Consider the following 26,074-nt stretch of genomic DNA (forward strand, 5'->3'; position numbering starts at 1 on the left):
ATTATGCCTCCTTATTTGATGATCTTTTAAAATGATTAATAGTAGAAGAAACTAATTCTTGAATTTGTTCATCAGACATACCGACAACGATTGATTCCGCGATGAGTAATTTATAATTTTCTTTTAATCTGTAAAAGGAAGAATCATTAAAATCCTGTGGGGAAGAGATCACCGCTCCAGACTTCGGAACAATTCGGATAATTCCTTTTTTCTCAAGTTGGTGATAGCTTTTGTTAACGGTGTGCATGTTAATGCCAAGGTCTGAGGCAAACGTTCTCACGGAAGGTAGGGAATCACCTGGCTGAATCGACCTTATAGCAATTCCTTCGATGATTTGATTGGTGATTTGTTGGTAAATGGGAATATCGGATTCAGATTCAATTCGAATCAACATTTTCGATCCCTCCTAATTGTTCTATGTATAGTATAACACATTTGTTATACTAAAACTATAACAAAAAAGAAAAGAACTTGACGAAATCTAAAATCACTGATAGATTTTTAAAGTTATATGAATAAAGTAATTTGTATATGTTCGGGGATATGGCCCGATTGTTTCTACCAAGCTACCGTAAAAAGCTTGACTACAAATAGTTTATAAGGATATCAATTGTCCTTTTTACTCCTATTTGTACGTGCTTTGGTAGGTCTACACTATCAAGGCTTTTTTTATTTTTAAATAATAAATCACATCAAAATGGGGAATATAGAAATATGAAAAATTATTTTGACTTCAATACACGCCAAACTTCATATAAGCAAGAATTTATTGGTGGACTAACAACATTTCTATCGATGGCCTACATCCTTGTGGTCAATCCTATCGTTTTAGGTGAATCTGGGATGGATAAAGGTGCCGTTTTTACGGCAACCGCGATAACCATTATTCTTGGCTCACTGCTTATCGGGATACTCTCTAATTATCCAATCGGGATTGCCCCTAGTATGGGTCTAAATTCATTTTTTACATATTCAGTTGTGATCGGGATGGGAATTCCATGGCAGACTGCATTAACGGGCGTTTTCGTCGCAGGTATTTTATTTGTCCTTTTAAGTGTGTTAAAAATCCGTGAAAAAATTATTAATGTGATACCACAGGATTTAAAGTATGCGATTGCGGGTGGGATTGGTTTTTTTGTTGCTTTTATTGGGCTAAAAAATGCGAAGATAATTGTCGGGAACGAGGCTACATTTGTATCACTCGGAGACTTCACATCTGGTGCGACTGTACTTGCCTTATTCGGCTTCATCATTACCTCCGTAATGCTAGTTAGGGGAATTCGTGGTGGTATATTTTACGGCATGTTTATTACATCAATTGTTGGGATGATCTTCGGGATTATTGAGAAGCCGGCTGGTATCATTGGTAAAATACCAAGTCTTGAACCAACATTTGGGGTTGTTTTTTCTGAGCTTCCCAATGTATTTACACCAGATTTAATTATTGTCATTTTTACATTTTTATTTGTTGGTTTTTTCGATACGGCAGGCACATTGATTGCTGTTGCGAGTCAGGCTGGAATTTTAAAAGAAAATAAAATTCCAAACGCGGGGCCTGCCTTATTATCGGATGCTTCCGCAACTGTTATCGGTTCTGTTCTAGGGACGTCTCCGACTGCTTCCTTGATTGAATCCACAGCAGGGATTGCTGCTGGTGCACGAACTGGTTTTTCTTCAGTTGTCATTTCAGTCTTTTTCTTTTTAGCCCTCTTTTTCTCGCCATTGTTAGCGGTTGTTACGTCTGAAATAACAGCTCCAGCTCTCATTATCGTGGGAGCAACGATGGTGGCAGAAGTTCGACATATTGACTGGACGAAGCTCGATATTGCCATACCGGCATTTACGACAATTATTATGATGCCATTGACATTTAGCGTTGCAACAGGGATTGCTTTAGGATTCATTATGTATCCTATTACGATGCTTGCACTAGGAAGACATAAAGAAGTACATCCGATTATGTATGTTCTTTTTGTTACGTTTATTGTCTATTTTATATATGTTTAAAGGAAAATCCCCTGGAGATGTACAATCAACATGTCCAGGGGATTTTGTTTTTGATAAAATAACCTAGAACAGACTAAAGACGATGGGGAGGGTTGGGACAAGGGACCTGTCCCTTTGACCCGCTATGATGAAGATTTTAGTTGTTGAGGATGATAGGACAATTGCTTCTGGGTTGGATTATACGTTGAAGCAGGAAGATTATGAGACGATTGTTTGTCATAATGTTGAGGATGCTAAGCAGTTTATATTAGATAGTTGGAACAGTATTGATTTGTTTTTATTTGATTTATCCTTACCAGACGGAAGTGGATATGAGTTATGTGAGTTAGTAAAGAAGCAAGGTGATAAACCGGTAATTTTTTTAACGGCTTTGGATGATGAAGTGAATGTTGTGATGGGGTTAGACATGGGGGCGGATGACTATATTACTAAGCCATTTCGGATTCGTGAGTTGCTGTCACGGATTAAATCGGTGCTCCGTCGATATAATAGGCAATCAACGGCACAAACCAAGAACATCATTGATATAGAAAATATTCGTGTTAATACGTTAGAAGGTAAGGTTTATAAAAATGGAGAGGAGGTACTTCTGACTTCTTTAGAGTACCGTCTATTCTTAATATTCGCGAACCATATTGGTCAAGTTCTTACTCGAACACAATTACTTGATCGAATTTGGGATGTAGCAGGTGATTTTGTGAATGATAACACATTAACCGTTTACATCAAGAGATTACGAGAGAAGCTTGAAGATGAGCCACAAAGCCCGAAGATTATTAAGACCGTCCGTGGAATGGGCTATAAGGTTGGTGATTAATATGTTGCGTAACCGGGAAATCCAGTTCTTACTTCTGGCTCTTTTTACTATAACGTTAGTTGCATCCGTATTAGCCTATATACTGATTTCGGGACTGGCTGCACTCTTTGTTCTTTTCACATCTGTTCTACTGATTGGATGTAGTTTGGGATTTACGAATTGGAGATATCGTGAAATTGAAAAACTTTCTGGGTACTTACGGAAGATAACGAGTGGCGATTATAGTTTAGATGTAAGAGACAATTATGAAGGCGAACTTAGTATCCTAAAGAGTGATATTTATAAAGTGACATTAAAGTTATCTGAGCATAGCGCTCTTTTGCAACAGGATAAATTAAAACTTACGAATGCTATTTCAGATATTTCGCATCAGTTAAAAACACCACTCACCTCTATGATGGTCATGGCTGATTTATTGGGAGATACGAAACTAGACGATGCAAAACGGGTTGAATTTACAAATAACATCCGCATTCAGCTAGAAAGAATTGAGTGGCTCGTGTCATCATTATTAAAACTTTCAAAAATAGATGCTGGAACAGTTTCTTTTAAAAAGGATACAGTCTATGTTACAGAGTTGATAGAACGTGCAATCCAACCTGTTTTAGTTCCAATGGATATTAAACAGCAAAACCTACATGTTGAAGGAAAAAAAGAGGTATCCTTTATCGGAGATTTCAACTGGACGGCAGAAGCTCTTATAAATATTTTTAAAAATTGTGTTGAGCACACGCCGGAGGGCGGTAAAATATCCATTTCATTTTCTGAGAATGCATTATATACCGAGATTCGTATTTCAGATAATGGAAAAGGCATAGCTAAAGAGGATCTCCCCTATATCTTTAAACGTTTTTACAAGGGCAAGAATGCAGGTGAAGATAGTGTCGGAATTGGTCTAGCAATGGCCCATAGTATTATAAATAGCCAACAAGGTGATATTGAAGTGAAGAGCGGTAAGGAAGAAGGGACACAGTTCATTATAAAACTTTACAAACAAGTGATTTAGCGGCATGTTCCATCGAAAGTGAATAAAATGTCACTTTAGTAGTCACTTTAGAGTCATCTTAGACAGATATACTAAACTCAAGATCGAAAATATGGAGGTTTACGGATGAATATTTTACAAATCGAGAATCTGTCTAAGGTATATGGAAAAGGTGAAACAGCAGTTAAGGCACTTGATAATGTTTCATTTTCAGTAAAAAAGGGAGAATTTGTGGCCATTATCGGCCCCTCTGGTTCAGGTAAATCAACACTCTTGCACCTGCTTGGTGGTGTGGACCGACCATCTAGCGGTAAGGTTCTAATTGATAACACAGATATTTATGAACTAAATGAAACACAACTCGCGATTTTTAGAAGAAGACAAATTGGGTTAATCTATCAGTTTTATAACTTAATTCCGATCTTAACGGTAGAAGAAAATATTACATTACCCATGCTATTGGATGAACATAAGGTTGACCCGAAGCAGTTTGCCGATATTGTAAAGATTCTTGGTCTAGAACAACGCTTAAATCATTTGCCAAATCAGCTTTCAGGAGGTCAGCAGCAGCGGGTTTCAATCGGTCGTGCCCTTATTAGTAATCCAGCCATTATGTTGGCCGATGAACCTACTGGTAACTTGGATAGTAAGAACAGTGGAGAAATCATTGAGCTTTTAAAGATGTTCAATAAAACCTATAATCAAACTCTGCTTGTCATTACCCATGATGAGCGTATTGCCCTTCAAGCTGACCGTGTCATTTCAATAGAGGACGGAAGGATCGCTAAGGACGAGGTGATTCGTCCATGAACATCATTAACAAACTGACGATTCGACATTTGAAGGGAAATAAACGAAGAACTCTCGTCACAATCATTGGTGTTATCATTTCTGTTGCGATGATAACTGCTGTTGCCACACTAGGTGTCTCTTTTTTAAACCTAATGATTCGAGATAACATTGCTGACAACGGCGAATGGCACGTCAAATATAATGATGTTAATGTGGAACAAATCCATGCAATTGAAAAAGATAGTCAAACGAAAAAATTAGTCCTTTCAAATGATCTGGGCTATGCAAAGCTTGAAGGTTCGAAAAATAAAAGTAAACCATATCTGTTTATTAAAGAATACAACACAGCAGGGTTTCAACAATTTCCGATTGAGTTAGCTGAGGGACGATTACCTTTAAAGAATGATGAAATTGTCATTTCTGAAGCAATTGCCGATAATGCTAAAGTCGAATATAACATCGGTGACAAACTGTCGGTGGAAGTTGGAAAAAGAATAGTAGCTGGGGAAGAGGAACCGCTAGGTCAGAATTATTCATTGCAATCCGATGAAAATGGGGTTACGGAAAAACTTAGGATTGAGTCCAGTGAAACTTTTACTATTGTTGGGACTATTAAACGTCCAACATGGGAACCAACATGGTCACCAGGATACACGGTGATTAAATACGTAGACAAAAATGCTTTAGGTAAAAGTCGTACAGCAGATGCAGTTGTGGTATTAGAAAAAGTGAAGGGTTCATTATATAAACATTCAGAAATCATTGCTAAAGAAAATGGAATCAACTCTGTATCCTATAATAAAGAATTATTGCGCTTTTATGGAGTCACAGACAATGATAGTCTACGTCTGACCTTATTTTCTGTGGCAGGTATTGTCATGGCCGTTATTATTATTGGTTCAGTCGCATTAATCTATAATGCTTTTGCAATTAGTGTATCTGAACGCTCTAGACATTTAGGAATGCTATCAAGTGTAGGAGCGACAAAAAAACAGAAGCGAAATTCCGTCTTCTTTGAAGGAGCTGTGATTGGTGCGATTAGTATTCCAGTAGGTATCCTTTCGGGTCTTGCTGGAATTGGGGTAACCTTTTCGTTTATTAACACTTATCTTGAAGGAGCTCTAAATGTTGCTGAAAAACTATATGTAATCATTACACCAGCTTCACTCTTAATAGCCTGTCTGATTTCAATTGTAACTATTTTTATCTCCACCTATATTCCAGCGATGAGAGCGTCAAAGGTTTCAGCGATTGATGCGATACGTCAAACACAGGATATCAAACTATCAAGAAAAACTGTTAAGACATCAAAACTTGTACGTAAACTTTTTGGGATTGAAGCTGAAATTGGTTTGAAAAATTTGAAACGAAATAAGAAAAGATATCAAGCAACTGTTTTCTCGCTTGTCATCAGTATCGTCCTCTTTTTGACAGTGTCATATTTCACAGAGGATATAAAAAAGTCGTTGGAACTATCTGTAGATAATATTAATTATGATATTCAAGTGATTAATGATCAGATGGGAAAAGAAGATCTTTTACCGTTCACGAAACTTGATTATGTAACGAATTCAAGTATTATTCAAACAATCTATTTAACAACATTAACAGAGAAGGATCAACTTCCAAACGAGTTATTAAAATCCGTCGAAAATGATTCCTCCATTTTACAAGATGGTAAATTTACTTATTACGTAAGATTACATGGTTTAGATCATGACAGCTTCAGGGCCTATTCTGCAAAAGTAGGAACGGATTCTGTGAAATTTGAAAATACAAATGAACTTAATGCGATCATAATCGATAACATCAACTATCAAGATTATGAGACGGGAAAATTTGTTGAAACAAAATCAATTCATACTAATGTAGGAGAAACACTTGAACTTAATTTAATGAACTATGAGACTGAAGAGCAACAATTTCTTGCTAATATAAAAGTTGTAGCACTGACCGGCCAGTTACCAATGGGGATCTCAACTTCTAGTCTTGGTGGATTAGATATTATTGTTCCAGAGGAGATATTAACAAAAATTGTTGCAGGAAATGAGAAGGCAAGAAGTGAAATCCAAACTGAATTATACATGAATAGTTCAGATCCATTGGCAACACAGGATGAGTTGGATAAAATCACAGACTCCGGTACACATGTCTATAACGTCTATCAAAGAAGACAAGAACAAGAGCAAGTGATCATACTGATGTCTATTTTCACCTATGGCTTTATCGCCCTGATTTCTTTAATCTCCATCGCAAATATATTTAATACAATTTCAACGAGTATCTCGCTTCGAAAACGTGAATTTGCAATGCTTAGATCAGTAGGGATGACACCAAAAGGTTTTAATAAAATGATTAATTATGAGAGTATATTTTACGGTGTGAAGGCTTTGCTATATGGACTTCCAATAAGCTTTGTCATCATGTATTTAATTTATTGGTCACTTAGAAATACGTTTGAATATGGATTTAATCTCCCGTGGATGAGTATCCTATTTGTTGTGATTATCATCTTTATAATTGTAGGGGCAGCCATGCTGTATTCAATACAAAAAGTGAAGAAAGAAAATATAATCGAGGGGTTGAAACAGGAAAGTATTTAAAGAGGAAAAAACGTTTCCCCACCATATCAAAAAAGGGACTTGGCTACTATTTGTGGTCAGGTTTTTTTTTGAGAAAACAAATTAATGATATATAGACGTAATTATTTATTGCAATCCGAATAATTTGTATGGAGATTGGTTCTTCGAAATCTAATGAGTGTTTATGAAGGAATGGGAGAAATTATTTGATATAATAATAAGCATCTCGCATCACGTGGTGAACTTCATACAACTTAGCAGATGACAGAAATATACATACCATGGAGGAGACATATGACATTAATTCAGGAATTTCTTTTAGATTATGAATTGGACCCAACAGTAGTTAAATATCTATCAACGATAATTATGATTCTCTTTATCACGATTCTTTGTATTATCGCAAACTTTATTACAAAAAAGGTGATCATTAGGATCATCACAAAAATTGTGACAAGAACAAAATACACATGGGATAATATGCTTCTTGAGAGGAAGGTTTTTCGTAGGCTGTCGCATATTGTTCCAGCGATTATCATTCATTTCTTCGCTTCAGCTTTTAAGCCGTATGATGATTTAATTCAAATGGCTGCAAATGTCTATATCATCATTGTGGCATTAATGGTTATTAATGGTATTTTAAATGCTATAAATGATATTTATGAAACCTATGAAATCTCTAAAACTAGGCCTATAAAAGGGTACGTTCAGGTTGTGAAAATTGTTGTAATAACCCTAGGATTCATCTTGGTTATCGCAAACCTAATGGGGAAGAGTCCTTTTATTCTTCTCAGTGGGATTGGTGCCCTGTCCGCAGTGTTCATGTTGGTTTTTAAAGATTCATTATTAGGTCTTGTTGCAGGAATTCAGTTGACTTCCAATGATATGGTTCGCGTTGGTGACTGGATTGAAATGCCAAAGTATGGAGCAGATGGAGATATTATTGATATTTCTTTAGTTACAGTAAAGGTACAAAACTTTGATAAGACGATCACGACAATTCCTAGTTATGCACTGATCTCCGATTCATTCATCAATTGGAGAGGAATGCAAACCTCTGGTGGACGTAGAATTAAACGGTCTTTGTTTGTTGATAAAACAAGTATTTCGTTTTGTACAGAAGAGATGATTGAGAAATTTAAAAATATTCACTATCTAGCGGATTATATTACAAAAAGAGAACATGAAATTGAAGAATACAATCTGAAGCATAACATTAATCGTAGTAATCCGGTAAATGGCAGGGCTCTGACAAATGTCGGTGTATTTAGGGCTTATATCAGCAATTATCTTCAAAAACATCCCGGTATCAATCAGGATATGACATTGATCGTTCGGCAATTGGCACCTACAGAGAATGGATTGCCTCTTGAGATATATGCCTTTACAAATGATGTAAGATGGGACGTATACGAAACGACCCAGGCTGATATATTTGATCATCTTTTTGCAGTTGCTCCAGAATTTGGACTGCGCTTATTCCAAAATCCATCTGGCCATGATTTCAAGTCAATTGTGGCTGAAAATGGAGAGGAGATAATGCATAAAGAAATGGGAAATTGATATAGTACAATAATTGAAAGTAAAACGAACGCATTAAGTAAGGTAAAACGAACAAAAATTAATTACTTTACAAGAGGTATAGTTATTAAAGGTAATATCCTATGGGGTATTGCCTTTTTATTTTTAATAATTTTTTTAAAAATGGTTTTAATGTCGGCTAAATACGGGGGAATTCAGGTGCTATGCACTCGTATTGAGGTGAAAAGTAGAACGAAACTATTAATTCTGAATAATATTAATATAATTTCCCATTGAAATAGTTTTTATATTCTTATATCATGTTAACGTACTAAAGTATTTTTGCTAAGTAACTATATATCAAATTTGTTTTATAAAAATTACTAACGAAATGGGAGATGTTACTTTGAAAAAGAATGAGATCCTTCTACAATTAGATGATGTTTATGAAGATGTAATTGAATGGCGTCGGTATTTACATCAAAACCCAGAACTTTCTTTTCAAGAGGATCACACCTCTCAATTTGTGTATGACCTTCTTGAAAGCTTTGGTGGTCTTGAATTATCAAGGCCGACAAAAACGAGCGTAGTAGCACGCTTGAAGGGATCTAAGCCAGGAAAAGTCATTGCTCTTCGTGCAGATATGGATGCTTTGCCTATTAACGAAGAAACTGGGCTACCATTTTCCTCAACAAAAGATGGAGTCATGCACGCTTGTGGTCACGATGGTCACACATCGATGTTGTTAGGAGCAGCTAAAATTTTGACAGCGCATAAAGAAGAGTTAAGTGGTGAAATCGTCTTTCTTTTCCAACATGCAGAGGAACTGCCTCCTGGAGGCGCACAAGAAATGGTTTCCGCTGGAGTTCTTGACGGAGTTGATGAGGTTGTCGGTGTCCATTTATTTTCAACAGTTCCATTTGGTACGATTCACATCCGTTATGGAGCTTTAACAGCAGCAAGTGATGTGTTTAAGATTTCTTTACAAGGTAAAGGGGGACATGCTTCAACTCCTCAATTAACAATTGACCCTCTTGCGACAGGTGCACAAATTGTTACAGGTCTTAATCATATTGTCTCACGGTCGATTGATCCACTAGAGCCAAGCGTGGTCTCTGTAACTAAATTCCAAGCTGGTGGGTTAGCACTGAATGTCATCCCTGATACTGTTGAAATTGGTGGATCCGTTCGAACGTTAAGTCCTGAAGTACGTGAACTTGTTAAAAATCGTATCAGTGAGATTACTGAAGGTATTGCGAAAGCAAACGGTGTTGAAGTAAAGGTAAACTATACGTATGGCTATAGTTCGGTAATGAATGACAAACACGTAACAGACGAAGTGGTACAGGTGATTAAAGAGTTTTTACCAGATCGAACTCTTGAGTGGGTTGATCCTCTTCTTGGTGGAGAAGATTTTTCTGCATTCAGTAATGAAAAACCTGGTTGCTTTGTCATTATTGGTGCAGGGAACGAAGAAAAGGGAATCACGTATCCACACCATCATCCGAAATTTGATATTGATGAACAAGCGTTGAAAGACGGATTGCGATTCCATGTCTTTACAGCATTAACTTTAACTAACAATAAATAAGCATCACTGAAGGGAGATAGTATGTCGCAGTCTACAACGAAAAAAAATAAATCATTTTTTAATCGAATGCTGGATTCGATTGAGTACGCAGGGAATAAGCTACCCGATCCAATCGTATTGTTTATTATTCTTTGTGCCATTACCTTGATTTCATCTTATATTGCATCGTTATTCAATGTATCAGCAACACATCCCACGACAGGGGAAGCAGTGGAGGCAATTAATCTTGTAACTGGGGATGGTCTAGTTGCGATTTTACTAAATTCAGTGACGAACTTTACCGCTTTTGCTCCACTTGGTATGGTTCTTGTTATGATGATTGGGATTGGAATGGCTGAAAATAGCGGATTCTTCTCAACGATTATGAAGCGTGCGGTCTTAACGACTCCAAAAAAGCTAATTATTCCAATCATTATTTTAATTGCGATTGTAGGAAACGCAGCTGGTGATGCAGGTCCAATTGTATTGCCGCCACTTGCAGCAAGCGTATTAATGGCTTTTGGATATCATCCACTCGTAGGACTCATTATGGCATATGCCTCCACACTTGGAGCATTTGCTGCAAACTTCATTATTGGGATGTCTGATACACTTGTCGCTGGCTTTACCGGTCCAGCTGCTCAGACGGTAGATCCAACTTATGTAGCAAATCCTGCAATGAACTATTATTTTATCGCGGTATCAGCAATTGTCCTGTTATTTGTTTCTGTATGGGTTACGCATAAATTTACGATTCCAAGATTTGGGGAATATACAGGTGAAATTGAGGCAATTGAAAACATTTCATTAGATGAAAGTCGCGGACTAAAATGGGCAGGAATATCTACAGCTGTCTATGTAATTGTTTTATTGGCACTGATTATTCCTGAAAACGGCATTTTACGTAATCCGGAAACTGGTTCGATCATCGATGGATCCCCATTAATTTCAGGGATTGTACCATTATTAACGATTTTCTTCTTTATTCCTGGTTTCTTCTATGGAATTGGTGCCAAGACGATTACTAGTTCAAGAGACTTTGGTAATATCTTAGGTAAATCGATGAGCACGATGGGTCCATACATTGTCTTAGTGTTCTTTGCCGCACAATTACTTTCATTCTTTAGCGAGAGTAATTTAGGTCCAATCATTGCGATTAAAGGGGCTAACTTCCTTAATGATATAGGGATAACAGGTGTTCCATTAATCATTTTGTTCATTATTTTTGTTGCATTTGTAAATCTGCTAATTGGAAGTGCATCAGCAAAGTGGGCGATTCTTGCACCAATCTTTGTACCGATGTTTATGTATTTGGATTACCACCCGGCCTTTACACAAGCAATTTACCGAGTTGGAGATTCCATTACAAATCCTATTACACCAATGCTTCCATATCTAGTACTTCTATTGTCTTTTGCGAAAAAATACGATAAAAATATTGGGTTAGGTACATTGATTTCTGGTCTGTTTCCATACACGGTATTCTTCGGTATATTCTGGATCATAATTGCTGTGGTTTGGTATTTAATCGGTGTTCCAGTTGGACCACAGGGGCCGATTCATTTATAGAATTACTGATTCCGAGAATATGATTTTTTACGTAATAGATTCAGGAAATGAAAATATGGGCTGACAATGGGCTGACAATTTAAATAAATCAATGTAACATGTGAAACAGAGAATCTCATACTAGAGATTTTCTGTTTCATTTAGTTTTAGGACATTTTATGCCTGCCCTCGTGTCCCATAGGAAAGAGGGAGAGGCTTTAAATAGGAGTAGGGAAATGAAAGCAAAGTTTATTTTTATAGCAGTGATGCTGATTTTTGGTAGCATTGGGTTGTTTGTGAAGAATATTGATCTTTCTTCGAGCGAAATGGCTTTATTTCGAGGGACAATTGGAAGTTTGTTTTTAATTGGTGCTAGTTTTATAGTCAAGCAAAAGATTTCATTAAAAATGTCAAAACGGAATCTTATCTTACTGCTTTTATCAGGGGCAGCGTTGGGCTTCAACTGGATATTTTTATTCGAATCTTATCGATATACAACGATTTCGAATGCCACGCTAAGCTATTATTTTGCCCCAGTGTTTGTTATGATTTTGGCACCACTCTTATTGAAGGAAAAATGGACTTGGATGAAGGGAACTAGCATTGTATTCGCCTTTGTAGGTTTGCTTTTAGTTGTTAATCCAGGTGCTGAAACATCGGTCGGAACATACAACCATCCTGTAGGCATTTTGAATGGCTTACTGGCTGCGGCTTTTTACGCAAGTATGATTCTAATCAATAAGTTTATCAAAGGACTATCAGATTTTGAAACTACCATTATGCAGCTTTCAATGGCTTCGATTGTACTGTTTCCATACGTTCTAACTACGCAGAGCGTGAATTACTCCGGACTTGGTCTACAATCAATCAGTTTATTACTAATGGTTGGGATTATTCATACAGGGGTCGCGTACCTATTATATTTTTCTGCAATAAAAAAATTAAAAGGACAAACGATTGCCGTGTTAAGCTATATTGACCCCATTTCCGCCGTAATCATGGCAGCCATTATCTTAAATGAAAGTATGAACCTCATACAAATCGTGGGTGGCATCTTAATCTTGGGATCTACTTTTATAAGTGAGATTAATTGGAAAAGCGCTAGAAAGTCATAGGGAGTAAGAAGAACATAACAAGTCGATACTATAATTATTTTTATTTAAAAATTAGTGTTGACAATTTTTACAAATGAGCGTAAAGTTTAATTCATAATTTAATATTTCGAATTTTCTTATCCAGAGAGGTGGAGGGACTGGCCCTTTGAAGCCTCGGCAACAGACTTTTTAAAGTACTGTGCCAATTCCAGTAGCAACAAGCTAGAAGATAAGAAGAGCGGGACTTCATATGTCTATCCAACCCTCTTCTTATTTCCAAGAAGAGGGTTTTTTGTGTGGGACGGAGGGACAGGTCCCTTGTCCCAAAATTAAAAAAGTAGGAGAGGTTTTAAAATGACAAAAACGTTAGTAAAGGCTCCATTTCGGGCAGATCATGTAGGAAGTTTATTACGTCCAGAAGTAATTCATCAGGCAAGAAAGGATTTTCAAGCAGGGGCACTTTCAGCACAAGAACTTCATGACATTGAAACAGTAGAAATTAAAAAGATTGTGGATAAACAAATTGAAATCGGCTTACAAGCAGTTACAGATGGTGAGTTCCGCCGCAGATTTTGGCACACAGATTTCTTAGAGCATTTAAATGGAGTAGAGGGCTACGTTCCAAACCATGGTTTTAAGTTCAAGGGAGAAGAGACCGAGAGATACGATGTGCGAGTTATTGGAAAAATCTCCTTTAATCCTGAACACCCACATGTTAAAGATTTCATTGAATTTAAAGAAATCGTGGGTGACCGTGCGGTTGCAAAACAAACAATCCCAAGTCCGAATCAATTGTTTAATGCGGGAATCCGAAACAAGGAGATCTATCCTGACCTTGAGGAATATGCGAATGATATTATTCAAACATATCGAGATGCCATTAAAGCCTTTTATGAGGCAGGCTGCCGCTATTTACAACTAGACGATGTTTACATAGCAGGTCTTAATGCACCGGAGATTCCTTTTAATGATAGTGGTTCAACACGTGAAGAATTAATTGAATTAGCGTTAAAAGTTGCTAACGGCGTATTAGAGGGAAAGCCAGAAGATTTAATAATTACCACCCACCTTTGTCGTGGAAATTACCGCTCCAACTGGGCATTCGAAGGCAGCTATGCAAAAATTGCTCCTACTCTTTTTGCGAAAGAAAAAGTGGATGGCTTTTTCCTAGAGTATGATGACGATCGTTCGGGGGACTTCACTCCATTAGAGCATATCCCAAATGATGGCCCTCGCGTTGTACTTGGTGTATTTACATCAAAGCGTGGAGAATTAGAATCTAAAGAGAATATTATTGCACGTGTAAAAGAAGCATCACAATATGTACCACTTGAGAATTTATGTATCAGCCCGCAATGTGGTTTTGCTTCGACTCACCACGGAAATATTTTAACTGAAGAAGAGCAATGGGAGAAATTAAAATACATTGTAGATATCTCAAAAGAAATTTGGGGATAAGGGAACCAGGGACGGGGCTCTCGTCCATCTGCATTAGCAGGTGGGACGGTGTACCTTCCTGTTCCTTTTATAGGATAAAACCAAGTAATCAGACGTGAATACTTTTTGTGAAGGCATGGAGGATATAAAAATGTATTGCATGGATTTAACAGGAAAAGTAGCCATTGTAACTGGCGGTGCCCAAGGAATCGGAAAAGCGATTGTGGACGCATTTTTAGAGTGTGGGGCAAAAGTAGCCGTAGTGGATAGAGAATTGAAACTGGAAAATTCCAATGAAAAGTTAGTTTACTTCCAGGCAGACGTTACAATAGCCGCACAGGTTGAAAAAGCGGTGCAAGAAGTAATGGATCATTTTGGGCGTTTAGATATCTTAGTAAATAATGCCGGAATTTCAAAAATGGATTACGCCGTGGATATAAAGGAAGAAGACTGGGACCTTGTGATGGACGTGAACGCAAAAGGAGTATACCTGTTCAGTAAAGCTGTCGCAAGAATTCTGAAAAAGCAAGGGCAAGGTGGGAAGATTATCAACATTTCCTCGCAAGCCGGTAAAAATGGGTACCGATTAATGGGAAGCTATGTTGCTTCCAAACATGCTGTATTAGGCTTTACAAAAACTATGGCAATTGAATTGGCTCAAGATGGAATCAATGTGAACGCGGTTTGTCCTGGTATCGTAGAAACTGACATGAAGCATAAGGAAAGAGTAATAGGCGGTGAATTAAGAGGACTTACTGCTGAGCTAATAAGACAGGAGGACTATTCTCAGGTTCCGCTAGGTAGAACGGCTGAACCTAAAGATATCGCAAATGTTGTAGTGTTTTTAGCCTCAACATACTCGGATTATATGACGGGGCAAGGGATTAATGTTACGGGTGGAATGACGATGCATTGATTTAATCTTTTAAAACGAAAGGAGTAGGTAGAAATGGAAGATGTAAAAAAAGGAAGCTTCTCTGCGTTGTTTCCATTATTAATTTTTGTCTTATTATTTGTAGGCACTGGAGCTTTTTCCGGTGATTTTTCAAATATGCCACTAAATGTTGCGATTATTATTGCTTCTGCCGTTGCATTAATCATGAATAAAAAGGAAAAATTATCTACGAAAATTGATATATTTACAAAAGGTGCCGGACACCCCAACATTATGCTATTGGCGGTTATCTTTATTTTAGCAGGTGCATTTGCTGAAACTGCAAAAGGTATGGGGGCAGTTGAGTCTACCGTAAATATGGGGTTAACCTTTATTCCTAGTAATCTATTAATGGTCGGATTATTTGTTGTCGGTTGTTTCATCTCTCTATCGATGGGAACATCAATGGGAACGGTTGCTGCACTTGCTCCAATTGGCATTGGCATAGCAGAACAAACAGGGATTCCCCTGGCTTTAGCAATGGGAACGGTCATTGGTGGAGCGATGTTTGGAGATAACCTCTCGATGATATCTGATACTACCATCGCAGCAGTTCGGACACAGCAAACGAAAATGAGTGACAAATTTAAAACCAATTTTCTAATTGTGTTACCTGCCGTTATCGTATCTGCAATCATTCTTTGGTTTGTTACTGCTGGTAATAGTGTAGAAACTTTGGGAGATTACTCATATGAGTTTATTAAAGTAGTTCCATACCTAGCCGTCCTAATTGTGGCATTACTGGGAGTGAATGTGTTAATTGTTCTTCTAGGTGGAACCATTTTTGCAGGGATAATTGGTTTAATTGATGGTTCTTACACCTTGAATGGATTTATAAAAGCTGTTTCCCAAGGTGTTATAAATATGGAGGATTTAGCCATTGTTGCGATTTTAATCGGAGGTATGATTGGCATTATCCAGCATAACGGTGGTAACCAATGGCTTCTAAACTTTGTAACGAGTAAAATTAAAACGAAAAAAGGAGCAGAGTTTGGAATTGCTGGATTGGTTAGTGTGACAGATTTAGCTACTGCTAACAACACAATTTCTATTATCATCACTGGTCCATTGGCTAAGAATATTGCTGATGAATACCAAATTGATCCACGAAAATCTGCAAGTATTCTTGATATATTTTCTAGTAGCTGGCAAGGTCTTGTTCCATATGGAGGACAAATGTTAGTCGCATCAGGGTTAGCGGCAATTTCGCCGTTAAGCATTTTGGCATATTCCTACTATCCAATCACAATTTTAATATGTGGTATTATTGCTATTCTAATTGGGTTTCCTAGATTTGACCGAAATAAAAGTAAAAAAGTTAAGGCTGCATAACAAATCATGATAAAGTAAAAAGCGAATACCATTAGAGAGTGGTATTCGCTTTTTTATAAAGATGGTTATTTAATGATTCCATCAATTATCCCGTATTCCTTTGCTTCTTCTGCACTCATAAAATAGTCTCGATCGGTATCCTTTGCTACCTTCTCAACAGGTTGACCTGTGCGTTCTGAAATGATTTGATTCGTATGTTCTCGAAGCTTAAGGATGCGTTTTGCGGAAATTTCAATCTCAGTTGCTTGGCCGCGCACCCCACCTAAGGGCTGATGGATCATGATTTCACTATTTGGGAGGGCAAATCTTTTCCCTTTTGTTCCGGCTAGCAAAAGCATGGCACCAAAGGATGCAGCCATACCTGTACAAATGGTCCTAATATCTGGTTTGATATATTGCATCGTATCAAAAATGGCGAAACCAGCAGATGTGGAGCCTCCAGGACTGTTGATATAAAGAGAAATATCTTTATCGGGATCGTCAGCTGCTAAAAATAATAGCTGTGCAACTATACTATTGGCAACAGCATCATTTATTTCGTCGCCAATCAAAATAATCCGATCTTTTAATAACCTTGAATAAATATCATACGATCGTTCCCCACGACTGGATTGTTCAATTACATATGGTATCGTATTCAAATTGTTTTCCTCCTTATTCGCTTGCATCTTATTATGCGGCCATAGAGACAATGCTTGAAGGAAATTTGTAGAGACGTGATTTTTGCATAGAACAAGTTGGATTTGTGTTTTTCGATAAAGAATGGATAGAAGGTATCGTCTTGATTAATATGGATGGATCTTGCGTGTTTAAAGATTCAAGCAGTACTTTTTGAATCTGTTTACGATCATCCTCTGTCCAATATTGCTGGATAAGTGGAATTTCTTCTTTCTTTTCCATTTTCTGTTTTGCACGATACATGGCGGCTTTCACAGCAGTCTCATTTGTACATAATAGTTCAGCTATTTCAGATAATTGAAACTGAAACCCTTCTTTTAAAACAAATATTACAGCTTGCTTCGGTGTAAGCTTATTCATAAGCTGTTGTACAGCCTCGAAGCGTTTCTCCATTTGCAGGGATTCATCATATCCATCATCGGTAATAGCTTCAAGAGACTCTTTGCCTCGTTTTCGCACCGTGTCTATCCATACATTTCGAGCAATTTTATTCATTAGAGCTCTTGAGATTGTAGGCTGGTGCCTATATTGCTTCCAAGCCTTAATCAAGGATTCCTGCACGAGATCTTCTCCATCCCAGCTGTTTTGGGATATAAACTGGCAATAACGTCGGAGCATCGGATAGAGTTCATGAAGTTGTTCCTCGGTAAAAAATTCCTTCTGTTCTCTAAAGTCCTCTGAACCATTCCAAAGCTTACTATGCAAAACAATCACTCCTTCAGCGCGTCTCTACTTTATAAACGAATAAAAGGGTATGAAAAGATACGGGGGTGAAAAATATTTTTAAGGGTTACTTAGTTTTCATTATATGCAAGGTAAAAGCCTTGAACAAGAAACGATTTTTGGGACGCGGGGACAGGTCCGGCGTCCCTAAAATTATGCTGGGACAGTGAACCTGTCCCTATGTCCCATTATTTTTTTACAAAGTATTTTTCGCCGAGGAGTTCTTTTTCTTCATACGTGTCTGGCTTTAATTGGTTCTCAACGAATGCTTGAAGTGCAGAAGGTTCCAAATCGTACATCACTTCAATTTCTTTTGCAAATAGAATTTCTTTTTCAAGCAAGTCAGATAGCGCAGGTTGTTGCTTTGCTTGCGGTGCATCTTCGCCAGTAATTTTCGATAGTCCGGAAACGTAATAATCCAATGTACGGCTACCTACAATTTTAACGCCTTTGTTTTCTTTATTTACCATAATAATTGTTGGAAAGCCTCTGGCACCAAGTTTTGCTGCGAGAGCAAAGTCTTCATTTAATAATTGTTGGCCAGCTTCCGATTCTGCTTCTTTTACAATGGCTTCTCCTTCTAAACCTAAATGATTCACATTATCAACCATCACAGATTTTTCAGCGATGTTTTTATTAAATGCAAAAAGTTCTTCCCTTGCATGGCGTAAGTATTCATTAGCTTTGTCATCACCATGATTTTTTTGAATGACTTTATACACACGAGATGGTGGGAAGGAAGATTGAACGGGATTGTCAATCATCAATGATCCATCAATCGGCATACGTGAATATTCTCCAACTTCTCTCCAATGGCCAGCAACATCTGCAGGACCATGAATTCCGTTTGCCGGGTCAACAGGACCGCCATGCCATTTTTCAAGTAACCCACCTAAGACTGTGTGGAAATTAAAATACTGTCCATACTGCTCTTTGAAACGACGGAAAGTAGGTTCAAGCGCCCAGCAATGTGAGCAGATTGGATCTGTCACATAATACAAATAAATCTTTTTCTTTGGTTGGTTAAAATCAATTACTTCCATGTCATCGTCTTCTGCTACACCACAAACGCCAGTTTCCAAATCACACATTAAATTATTATTGTTTGACATAATAAATCCCTCACTTTTTGGTTTTTAGCTCTGGGACATGGAACCACCGTCCCATTTTGTTTGCTTTGTACTTTCAGTTTAGTGGATAATGGAAAGTATATATACCAATAGATGACTTGATTTGTCGGATATCCAACACATTGCCAAAATTGTTGGAAAAGTGGGAGGGGGAGAAGGAAATGACACAAGAAAAAACAGACCCGCGAGTTTTACGCACGCGAAAGTTAATTATGGATTCATTCATTGAGCTATCAGGAAAAAAGGAATTTAAAGACATTACGATAAAAGATATCACTACGGAAGCCATGATTAATCGGGCAACATTTTATTATCATTTTGAGGATATTTATGACCTATTGGAAAAAGTCTTATCTGAAGTCTTACTCATAAATTTAAATAGCGAGTCCTATCAACAAAGTGAATTAAATGAAGAAACATTTATCGGCATCTTTAAAGCAATCACTAATTTTCAGTTGTCATTATCAAATCGCTGCCACCGAGGTTATGAGGATACGATTGCCCGTATTATCCGGGACCAGCTTGAGGTCATTTTTTATAAAATGATAAAGAAACAGCATCCTACTGTTGACGAAAATACCTTAAAAATCACATCGGTCATGTTGGGTTGGGGAATGTACGGGGCTTCCGTAGAATGGAGAAGAAATCCGGATAGTGTCAGCCCGGAGGAAATGATCGCATTAGCTGTACCTTATCTAAAATACGGAATTAATTTGAAGAAAGAGAAAATATCCACGGAGTAAAATTTTATTAAACTTGGGGTGTATATTTTTAATTTTTATTGCAAAACCTAATATTACTAAAATTAAGGGGCGATAAAGATGAATGGATTACAACGTTTAGCTCTAGCTTTAGTAATTATTGGTGCAATAAATTGGGGACTTATTGGTTTCTTCCAATTTGATTTGGTAGCTGCAATCTTTGGAGGCCAGGATTCCATTTTGTCTAGGATTATATACAGTTTAGTGGGGTTAAGTGGTTTATACAGTCTTATGCTCCTCTTTAAACCTGACAGAGAAACGGTCCCTGAGACTAGCAGAACCTAATCCTAATTAATTGAAGATCAATCCGAAAAATAGACCAAGCCTATGGGTTTGGTCTATTTTACGTTTGGGGAAACGAAGTCTTTTCTAATTAGTGGATTGATGGGAAAATGGTATACATATCTTGCCTTACCGGATTTTATACAGACAACGAGCTAGCGTGTCTAATGAGGAGGAATTAGTATGAAGGGAATTTTTGCGGATGTAATTCAGTTTCGAGGGAATCATTATGATTTTGGTTTTATGCAGGGGGAGCTTCTGAGGGATTCATTTTTGGTGAAGAATCGGGAGCAACAGTGGAAGTTGAGAAAACCACAATTTAAAATTGATACTGATGAGACGAAACAGGTATTTGAGCGTTTAGCGCCTTTTATTTGGGAGGAGTTCTTAGGGCTCCAGGATGCTTTGAAATGGTCACTGGATAAAGTCTTAATGGAATTTGGAGGATACAGGGTCAATATCCGACCTTCAGGCTGTTCAATATTAGTTGGGGAAAATTATATGATTAGAAATTATGATTACCATCCGAAGACCTATGATGGCCGTTTGGTTGCTTTTCAACCAACAGATGGCGGTTACGCAACCCTTGGTTTAACACAAAAAATTACAGGGAGATCTGATGGCATCAACGAAAAGGGGTTAACGATGGGATATACCTTTATGAATCGCAGACGTCCGGGAAACGGATTCGTTTGTTATATGATTGGAAGACTTATTCTTGAAACCTGCTCAAATGTAGAGGATGCCGTCCAATTGTTAAAAGAAATACCACACCGCGGATCGTTTAGTTATGTCTTATTCGATTCAACCTGTGAGATTCCATTTATTGTAGAAACATCACCAAGAAGAGTAGAGGTAAGACAGGGATATATTTGTACGAATCATTTTAAAATCCTAACAGAAGAAAATCGCCGAGTCCTAGATGATTCCAACAAAAGGCTGCAGGCTATAGAAGAAAAAAATCATTTAAATGGGCTGGACGCGTTTCGCCTTTTAAATGATACGGATAAAGGAGTCTTCTCTAAGCTCTATGGAAGCTGGGCCGGAACCATTCATACCTCAGCTTATTTTCCAAAGAAACTTGAAGCCTGGTGCGCTCTTGGCGGTGACCAAGAACCGACTATATTTAACTTTGCAGAATGGTTAAATGGCGCTGATTTTTCACTTGCAAAAATTGAAGGGGAAGTTGATACAGATATCCCATTCGTCAATATGGAGAAAGCAGATTGGTATAGGTGAAAGAGTGGGGGCAGAGCACTAGCTACTGCTCCGTTTTTTATAGTAGACAAATCTGATATAAGACCATGGATTCGAGTGATGCCTGACTGTTCAAAAAGATGTAAAATATTGTGATTGCATAAAAGAGAAAGTTTTGCTAACATTTAAATGCTTAACTGTTAGATATCTAAATATTAGATGTAAAAATACAATATTTCGAAAGGGGTTTCAGTTATGGGAAGAGTAACGGGGAAGGTTGCGCTAGTAACAGGTGGCGCATCAGGTATAGGGTTATCATCTGCGACATTATTGGCAAAAGAAGGAGCGCAAGTGGTAATTGCTGATTTTAATGCAGATGGGGCGAAAGCGGTTGCACGAGATATAAAGTCAAATGGCGGTGAAGCAATTGGGATTTTCCTTGATGCCGGAAGTGAAGAATCTATTAAGGAGGCAGTTGAATTTACTGTCAATCAATACGGTTCTATACATGTTCTATATAACAATGTTGGTGGGACAAATCTAAAGAAAGATTTAGATGTAGTTAACATGGATCTTGACGAGTGGGATCGTCTCATGAATCTAAACTTAAAAAGCGTTTTGCTTGGAAGTAAATTTGCCATCCCACATATGATTGAAGCTGGTGGCGGTTCGATTATCAATACAGCATCAATGGCAGGCTTTTTTAGTGATGCCATCCGTTCTGCATATGGAGCATCAAAAGCAGGGGTAGTAAATCTTACGAAATACATCTCAACCCAGTATGGAAAAAATAAGATTCGCTGTAATGCGGTTGCTCCTGGGTTGATTCTAACACCTGCTGCGAAAAATAATATGTCACCTGAAGTATTGGACATTTTCGCAAAATTTAATGCGTTACCATATCACGGTGAGCCAGAGGATATTGGGCATACTGTTGTTTTCTTGGCTTCAGATGAATCTAAGTTTATCACAGGGCAAACCATTCAAGTAGAGGGTGGACATTATATAGGAAATCCAAGTATTGCTGATTTCGAAGAATTTATGAAAAAGCACAATACTAATTAATAGATTGAAAGTATGAAAGTTGAAATAAGGGGAGTTTGGGAGTTCATGGGAGAAAATAAAAAACAAATCCACTATGCATGGTGGATATTAGTGGCTTTATGTATCATAGTTGGCCTTGGTAAAGGTGGGTTAAATAACTCTGCAGGTTTATTTTTGACCCCTATCACAAAAGATCTTGGAATTGGATTGGGGAGTTTAACACTCTATTTTAGTGTTTCTGCTGTTGTGACTATGATTTTCTTACCAATTGGCGGTAAAATGATGGCAAAATATGATACTCGGATTCTCTTAATAGTAGCCATTATTTTGCAAGCAGGAACTTTTGCCATGTTTGGCTTAATGAAATCAGTCTGGGGATGGTATCTATTTGCTATTCCACTAGCAGTAGGTGGAGTCTTTATAACCGTTATTGCTGGCCCGGTATTGATCAATCAGTGGTTTAAAAAAAGCAATGGTCTTGCGCTTGGAATATTGAGTGCAGCAGGTGGAATTCTTGGGGCAGTAGCGCAGCCAGTAGTCGGTGGTTTAATAGCGGACCGTGGGTGGGGAGCTTCTTATATCATTGTCGGGATTACAGTTATCATAATTGTGGTTCCAACCATTATGTTGTTAATAAAAAAATCACCTCAAGACAAAGGCTTGATTCCTTATGGAATGGGTGAGACAAAACAGAACGGTCAAGGAATTGAAAATGAAACAAGTGAAAAAGGTGTAGAAATGAAGGTAGCGAGAAAATCAATTGCCTTCTATGCATTAATGGTCTTTTTCCTTTTAGTTACCTCCATTGCGAGCTTTTCAATGCATATTCCGACATATTTAATGAATAAAGGATTTGATGTAACTTTTGCAGGCAATGTGATGGGGACGTATATGATTGGAGTCCTTTTTGGATCATTAATTATCGGGTTTCTAACAGACAGAATCGGATCAAAAATTACAGCTATCCTTGCAATGGGGGCGGGGATGATTGCAATTTTGCTACTATTATTCTCAGGAACTAGCACCGCAATTATATCAGTGGCTGTTATATTGTTTGGCTTTATATCTTCATCAATTGGAACATTGGGGCCAGCACTTACATCTAGCTTATTTGGTAATAAAGAATATAGTCAAATTTATTCAACAGCATCTCTCGGATTAGCTGTGGCATCTATTATTGCTTTACCTGCTTACGGATACGTTTTTGATTACATGGGAAGCTACACCCCGGTGTTATATGCAATTATTTTTATGTTAGTTATCAATATTATAAGTGTGGTCATTGCCTTTAGGAGCAAAAAGAAAATGGAACAAGATGGTTTGTGGAACTGAAACTTAAGCACTAGTAATGTGAAAAATTCAATTACTAGTGTTTTTTCATCAAATCACAATTTTGACGTTTTTAAATATTTGCAGGTAGTCTTCGAATTTGATATTATTTAGATGTCGAATATTTAGATGTCTAAGTATAAAGCGAAAAGGGGTTAATTGAATGAAATTACAAGGCAAGGTTGGAATTATTACTGGAAGTGCTTCAGGTATTGGTAGAGGAATGGCTCTTGCAATGGCAAAAGAAGGTGCTCATATAGCTATTGTTGATGTGAATGAAGAAAAAGGGAAAGATACCCTTGCCGAAATTAATCAATATACAGAAGGTTTACTTTTCATCAAAGATATCTCGATCAAAGAAAATGTCTATGAAATTGTAGATGAAGTGGTGAAAAAGTTTGGTAAACTAGACATTCTTGTAAACAATGCGCATGCATCAAGACAGGCTCTTTTACATGAAACAACACAGGAGATGTTAGATTTATCTTTTGGTACTGGCTTTTATCCAACCTTCCACTTTATGCAAGCAGCATATTTGGAATTAAAGAAAACAAAAGGAAAAGTAATTAACTTTGCATCGGGTGCTGGAATAGATGGACAAGTGACACAAACTTCTTATGCGGCTGCAAAGGAAGCAATTCGTGCAATTTCTCGTGTTGCAGCGAATGAATGGGGACCAGAAGGAATTAATGTCAATTTGATTTCACCAATCGCATTAACAGATGGTGTACAGCAATGGCGTGAAAATGCACCAGACATGTATGAGGCAATGGTAAACAAAATTCCGTTGCGTAGACTTGGTGATCCAGAACAAGATATCGGCCGTGTAGCAGTATTTCTAGCGAGTAGTGACTCAGATTATATAACTGGACAAACGTTCATGGTTGATGGCGGTTCAGTAAAATTACGTTAGGGAGTGTATGTATAATGGGAAGATTAGATAATAAGGTTGCAATTATTACGGGTGGAGCATCCGGAATTGGTGAAGGAATGGTGAAGTTATTCAGCCAAGAAGGTGCTATTGTGATTGCTGCTGATATCAATGAAGCAGCACTTGAAAAGATAAGTCAACTTGAGAATGTATATGGAATGAAACTAAATGTTGCTTCTGATGAGGACTGGGAAGTGTTAGCAAAGGAAGTAAATGATCGTTTTGGTAAAATTGATATTCTAGTCAATAACGCGGGGATTTCATCTGAAAAGCCCTATCAGGATATTAATCTAGATGATTGGCAGAAAATGCTTTCGATTAACGGCTTCGGTCCTTTCGCTGGTATGAAACATGTTGCTCCATATATGGCTGCTAATAACTCAGGATCTATTATTAACATTTCCTCTTACACAGCACAAATTGGACAAGGCTTTAACCATTATTCTGCTTCCAAGGGGGCTGTTCGTGCAATATCGAAAGCTGCAGCCACAACCTTTGGTCGCAATGGCGTTCGTGTAAATGCCTTGTTCCCAGGGATTATTGAAACACCAATGACTCAAGCCTTAAGCACATCAAAGGAACTTCTTGGTCGGTTAATCCAAGCAACTCCATTGCAACGTCTAGGAAAACCAAGTGATATTGCGAATACAGCATTATTCCTTGCGTCTGATGAATCATCTTATATTACTGGTGCTGAAATAGTGATTGATGGTGGATTCTCTGCTCAATAATGTGTATGCTAAAAAGAGCCCTTAAGGTATTTAGGGGCTCTTATCTTTTGAAGGCGAGGAAGAAACTTTATGAAAGAACAGAACATATTTGAAATCCTACATAACATGGATAAAGTAACGAATAATTTAATTATCCAGTGGAATAAGTTCTTTGATGAAGATCTTGGTGTCTCCCAGATTCTTGTGTTAGGACACTTGAAGGTCCAGGGAAGAAGCCGTCTTTCTGACATTGCGAAAGCATTGGGACTTACTCCTCCTACATTAACTCATCTATCAAACAAACTTGTAAAAAGAAATCTTGCTATTCGAAAAATAGACGAGTCTAATCGAAGGGTTGTTTATTTAGAAATCACAGATGAAGGAACTGCAATGGTTACTAAAGCGAATGAAGAAGGAAAGATACTTCGTAAAAAGCTATTCGAAAAGCTAACCGAAGAAGAAATACAACAATTACGTTCCATATACGAAAAACTAACTAAATTTCTATGAATTGGGTCAGAGGGACAGGTCCCTCGTCCCACCATATTTTTCCTGGGACACGGGACCTGTCCCTGCGACCCACGCCCGAGACCCACGCCATGGGTCCTACCAACACCAGAAACGAATCCTTATAAAGGATAGTGGCTGGTGTTTTTTTGCGTGTGTTTTT

At 37.7% G+C, this 26,074-nt stretch carries 24 protein-coding genes and 2 riboswitches; of the genes, 20 read left to right on the top strand and 4 right to left on the bottom strand.

What is annotated here, in order from left to right:
* Position 1 precedes the first annotated feature (1 nt).
* Entirely contained in the window at positions 2-394 is a 393-nt protein-coding gene (locus tag CKJ95_RS09790) for a GntR family transcriptional regulator (RefSeq protein WP_099353241.1), read from the bottom strand.
* Positions 395-505: 111 nt separating this feature from the next.
* Positions 506-607, top strand: a riboswitch (purine riboswitch).
* A gap of 107 nt (positions 608-714) precedes the next feature.
* Here CKJ95_RS09790 and CKJ95_RS09795 point away from each other — a divergent pair.
* The 12 genes from CKJ95_RS09795 (at position 715) to CKJ95_RS09850 (ending at position 16,619) form a co-directional block, all read left to right on the top strand.
* Positions 715-2,007, top strand: a complete 1,293-nt coding sequence (locus CKJ95_RS09795; protein WP_099353242.1) for an NCS2 family permease — start codon at positions 715-717, stop codon at positions 2,005-2,007.
* 127 nt (positions 2,008-2,134) lie between these two features.
* Entirely contained in the window at positions 2,135-2,824 is a 690-nt protein-coding gene (locus tag CKJ95_RS09800) for a response regulator transcription factor (RefSeq protein WP_099353471.1), read from the top strand.
* Position 2,825: 1 nt separating this feature from the next.
* The gene (locus CKJ95_RS09805) at positions 2,826-3,830 is read left to right on the top strand and encodes a sensor histidine kinase (protein ID WP_099353243.1); all 1,005 of its coding nucleotides are present in this window, start codon (positions 2,826-2,828) and stop codon (positions 3,828-3,830) included.
* A 105-nt stretch (positions 3,831-3,935) separates the two neighbouring features.
* Positions 3,936-4,619 (top strand): ABC transporter ATP-binding protein, encoded by a 684-nt coding sequence (locus CKJ95_RS09810; RefSeq protein WP_099353244.1) that lies wholly within the window; start codon positions 3,936-3,938, stop codon positions 4,617-4,619.
* On the top strand, positions 4,616-7,204 hold the full coding sequence (locus tag CKJ95_RS09815; protein ID WP_099353245.1) for an ABC transporter permease: 2,589 nt from the start codon (positions 4,616-4,618) through the stop codon (positions 7,202-7,204). Before CKJ95_RS09810 ends, CKJ95_RS09815 begins: the two co-directional genes overlap by 4 nt.
* A gap of 273 nt (positions 7,205-7,477) precedes the next feature.
* The gene (locus CKJ95_RS09820) at positions 7,478-8,746 is read left to right on the top strand and encodes a mechanosensitive ion channel family protein (RefSeq protein ID WP_099353246.1); all 1,269 of its coding nucleotides are present in this window, start codon (positions 7,478-7,480) and stop codon (positions 8,744-8,746) included.
* 349 nt (positions 8,747-9,095) lie between these two features.
* Positions 9,096-10,295 carry an amidohydrolase gene (locus tag CKJ95_RS09825; protein WP_099353247.1) on the top strand — a complete coding sequence of 400 codons (1,200 nt, stop codon included), beginning with the start codon at positions 9,096-9,098 and terminating at the stop codon, positions 10,293-10,295.
* A gap of 21 nt (positions 10,296-10,316) precedes the next feature.
* Positions 10,317-11,843, top strand: coding sequence for an AbgT family transporter (locus tag CKJ95_RS09830; protein WP_099353248.1), 1,527 nt, complete (start codon positions 10,317-10,319; stop codon positions 11,841-11,843).
* A 215-nt stretch (positions 11,844-12,058) separates the two neighbouring features.
* Entirely contained in the window at positions 12,059-12,937 is an 879-nt protein-coding gene (locus CKJ95_RS09835) for a DMT family transporter (protein ID WP_099353249.1), read from the top strand.
* Between the two features lie 113 nt (positions 12,938-13,050).
* Positions 13,051-13,152: riboswitch (SAM riboswitch) on the top strand.
* 118 nt (positions 13,153-13,270) lie between these two features.
* A complete protein-coding gene (locus tag CKJ95_RS09840) occupies positions 13,271-14,374 on the top strand; it encodes a 5-methyltetrahydropteroyltriglutamate--homocysteine S-methyltransferase (protein WP_099353250.1) in 1,104 nt (367 codons plus the stop codon).
* Between the two features lie 130 nt (positions 14,375-14,504).
* The gene (locus CKJ95_RS09845) at positions 14,505-15,269 is read left to right on the top strand and encodes an SDR family NAD(P)-dependent oxidoreductase (RefSeq protein ID WP_099353251.1); all 765 of its coding nucleotides are present in this window, start codon (positions 14,505-14,507) and stop codon (positions 15,267-15,269) included.
* 33 nt (positions 15,270-15,302) lie between these two features.
* Positions 15,303-16,619 (top strand): Na+/H+ antiporter NhaC family protein, encoded by a 1,317-nt coding sequence (locus CKJ95_RS09850; protein ID WP_099353252.1) that lies wholly within the window; start codon positions 15,303-15,305, stop codon positions 16,617-16,619.
* A 65-nt stretch (positions 16,620-16,684) separates the two neighbouring features.
* On the opposite strand, the gene clpP is transcribed toward CKJ95_RS09850, so the two are convergent.
* The 3 genes from clpP to CKJ95_RS09865 form a co-directional block, all read right to left on the bottom strand.
* Positions 16,685-17,287 carry an ATP-dependent Clp endopeptidase proteolytic subunit ClpP gene (gene clpP / locus CKJ95_RS09855; protein WP_099353253.1) on the bottom strand — a complete coding sequence of 201 codons (603 nt, stop codon included), beginning with the start codon at positions 17,285-17,287 and terminating at the stop codon, positions 16,685-16,687.
* Positions 17,288-17,291: 4 nt separating this feature from the next.
* Complete coding sequence (locus tag CKJ95_RS09860; protein WP_099353254.1) at positions 17,292-18,002, bottom strand: sigma-70 family RNA polymerase sigma factor; 711 nt, start codon at positions 18,000-18,002, stop codon at positions 17,292-17,294.
* 206 nt (positions 18,003-18,208) lie between these two features.
* Positions 18,209-19,132 carry a DsbA family protein gene (locus CKJ95_RS09865; protein WP_099353255.1) on the bottom strand — a complete coding sequence of 308 codons (924 nt, stop codon included), beginning with the start codon at positions 19,130-19,132 and terminating at the stop codon, positions 18,209-18,211.
* Between the two features lie 179 nt (positions 19,133-19,311).
* Here CKJ95_RS09865 and CKJ95_RS09870 point away from each other — a divergent pair, with 179 nt between their 5' ends.
* The 8 genes from CKJ95_RS09870 (at position 19,312) to CKJ95_RS09905 (ending at position 25,914) form a co-directional block, all read left to right on the top strand.
* On the top strand, positions 19,312-19,893 hold the full coding sequence (locus tag CKJ95_RS09870; RefSeq protein ID WP_099353256.1) for a TetR/AcrR family transcriptional regulator: 582 nt from the start codon (positions 19,312-19,314) through the stop codon (positions 19,891-19,893).
* Between the two features lie 78 nt (positions 19,894-19,971).
* Positions 19,972-20,196, top strand: a complete 225-nt coding sequence (locus CKJ95_RS09875) for a DUF378 domain-containing protein (RefSeq protein WP_099353257.1) — start codon at positions 19,972-19,974, stop codon at positions 20,194-20,196.
* A 180-nt stretch (positions 20,197-20,376) separates the two neighbouring features.
* Positions 20,377-21,432: a C45 family autoproteolytic acyltransferase/hydolase gene (locus CKJ95_RS09880; RefSeq protein WP_099353258.1), complete on the top strand. Its 1,056-nt coding sequence runs from the start codon at positions 20,377-20,379 to the stop codon at positions 21,430-21,432.
* A gap of 213 nt (positions 21,433-21,645) precedes the next feature.
* Entirely contained in the window at positions 21,646-22,455 is an 810-nt protein-coding gene (locus CKJ95_RS09885) for an SDR family NAD(P)-dependent oxidoreductase (protein ID WP_099353259.1), read from the top strand.
* Between the two features lie 45 nt (positions 22,456-22,500).
* Complete coding sequence (locus tag CKJ95_RS09890) at positions 22,501-23,766, top strand: MFS transporter (RefSeq protein ID WP_099353260.1); 1,266 nt, start codon at positions 22,501-22,503, stop codon at positions 23,764-23,766.
* Positions 23,767-23,926: 160 nt separating this feature from the next.
* The gene (locus tag CKJ95_RS09895; protein WP_099353261.1) at positions 23,927-24,676 is read left to right on the top strand and encodes an SDR family NAD(P)-dependent oxidoreductase; all 750 of its coding nucleotides are present in this window, start codon (positions 23,927-23,929) and stop codon (positions 24,674-24,676) included.
* A 14-nt stretch (positions 24,677-24,690) separates the two neighbouring features.
* Complete coding sequence (locus tag CKJ95_RS09900) at positions 24,691-25,425, top strand: SDR family NAD(P)-dependent oxidoreductase (protein ID WP_099353262.1); 735 nt, start codon at positions 24,691-24,693, stop codon at positions 25,423-25,425.
* Positions 25,426-25,494: 69 nt separating this feature from the next.
* Positions 25,495-25,914, top strand: coding sequence for a MarR family winged helix-turn-helix transcriptional regulator (locus CKJ95_RS09905; protein WP_099353263.1), 420 nt, complete (start codon positions 25,495-25,497; stop codon positions 25,912-25,914).
* The last annotated feature ends 160 nt before the right edge of the window (positions 25,915-26,074 follow it).

The organism is Fredinandcohnia onubensis (assembly GCF_002734285.1).
Lineage (GTDB): Bacteria > Bacillota > Bacilli > Bacillales > Bacillaceae_L > Ferdinandcohnia > Ferdinandcohnia onubensis_A.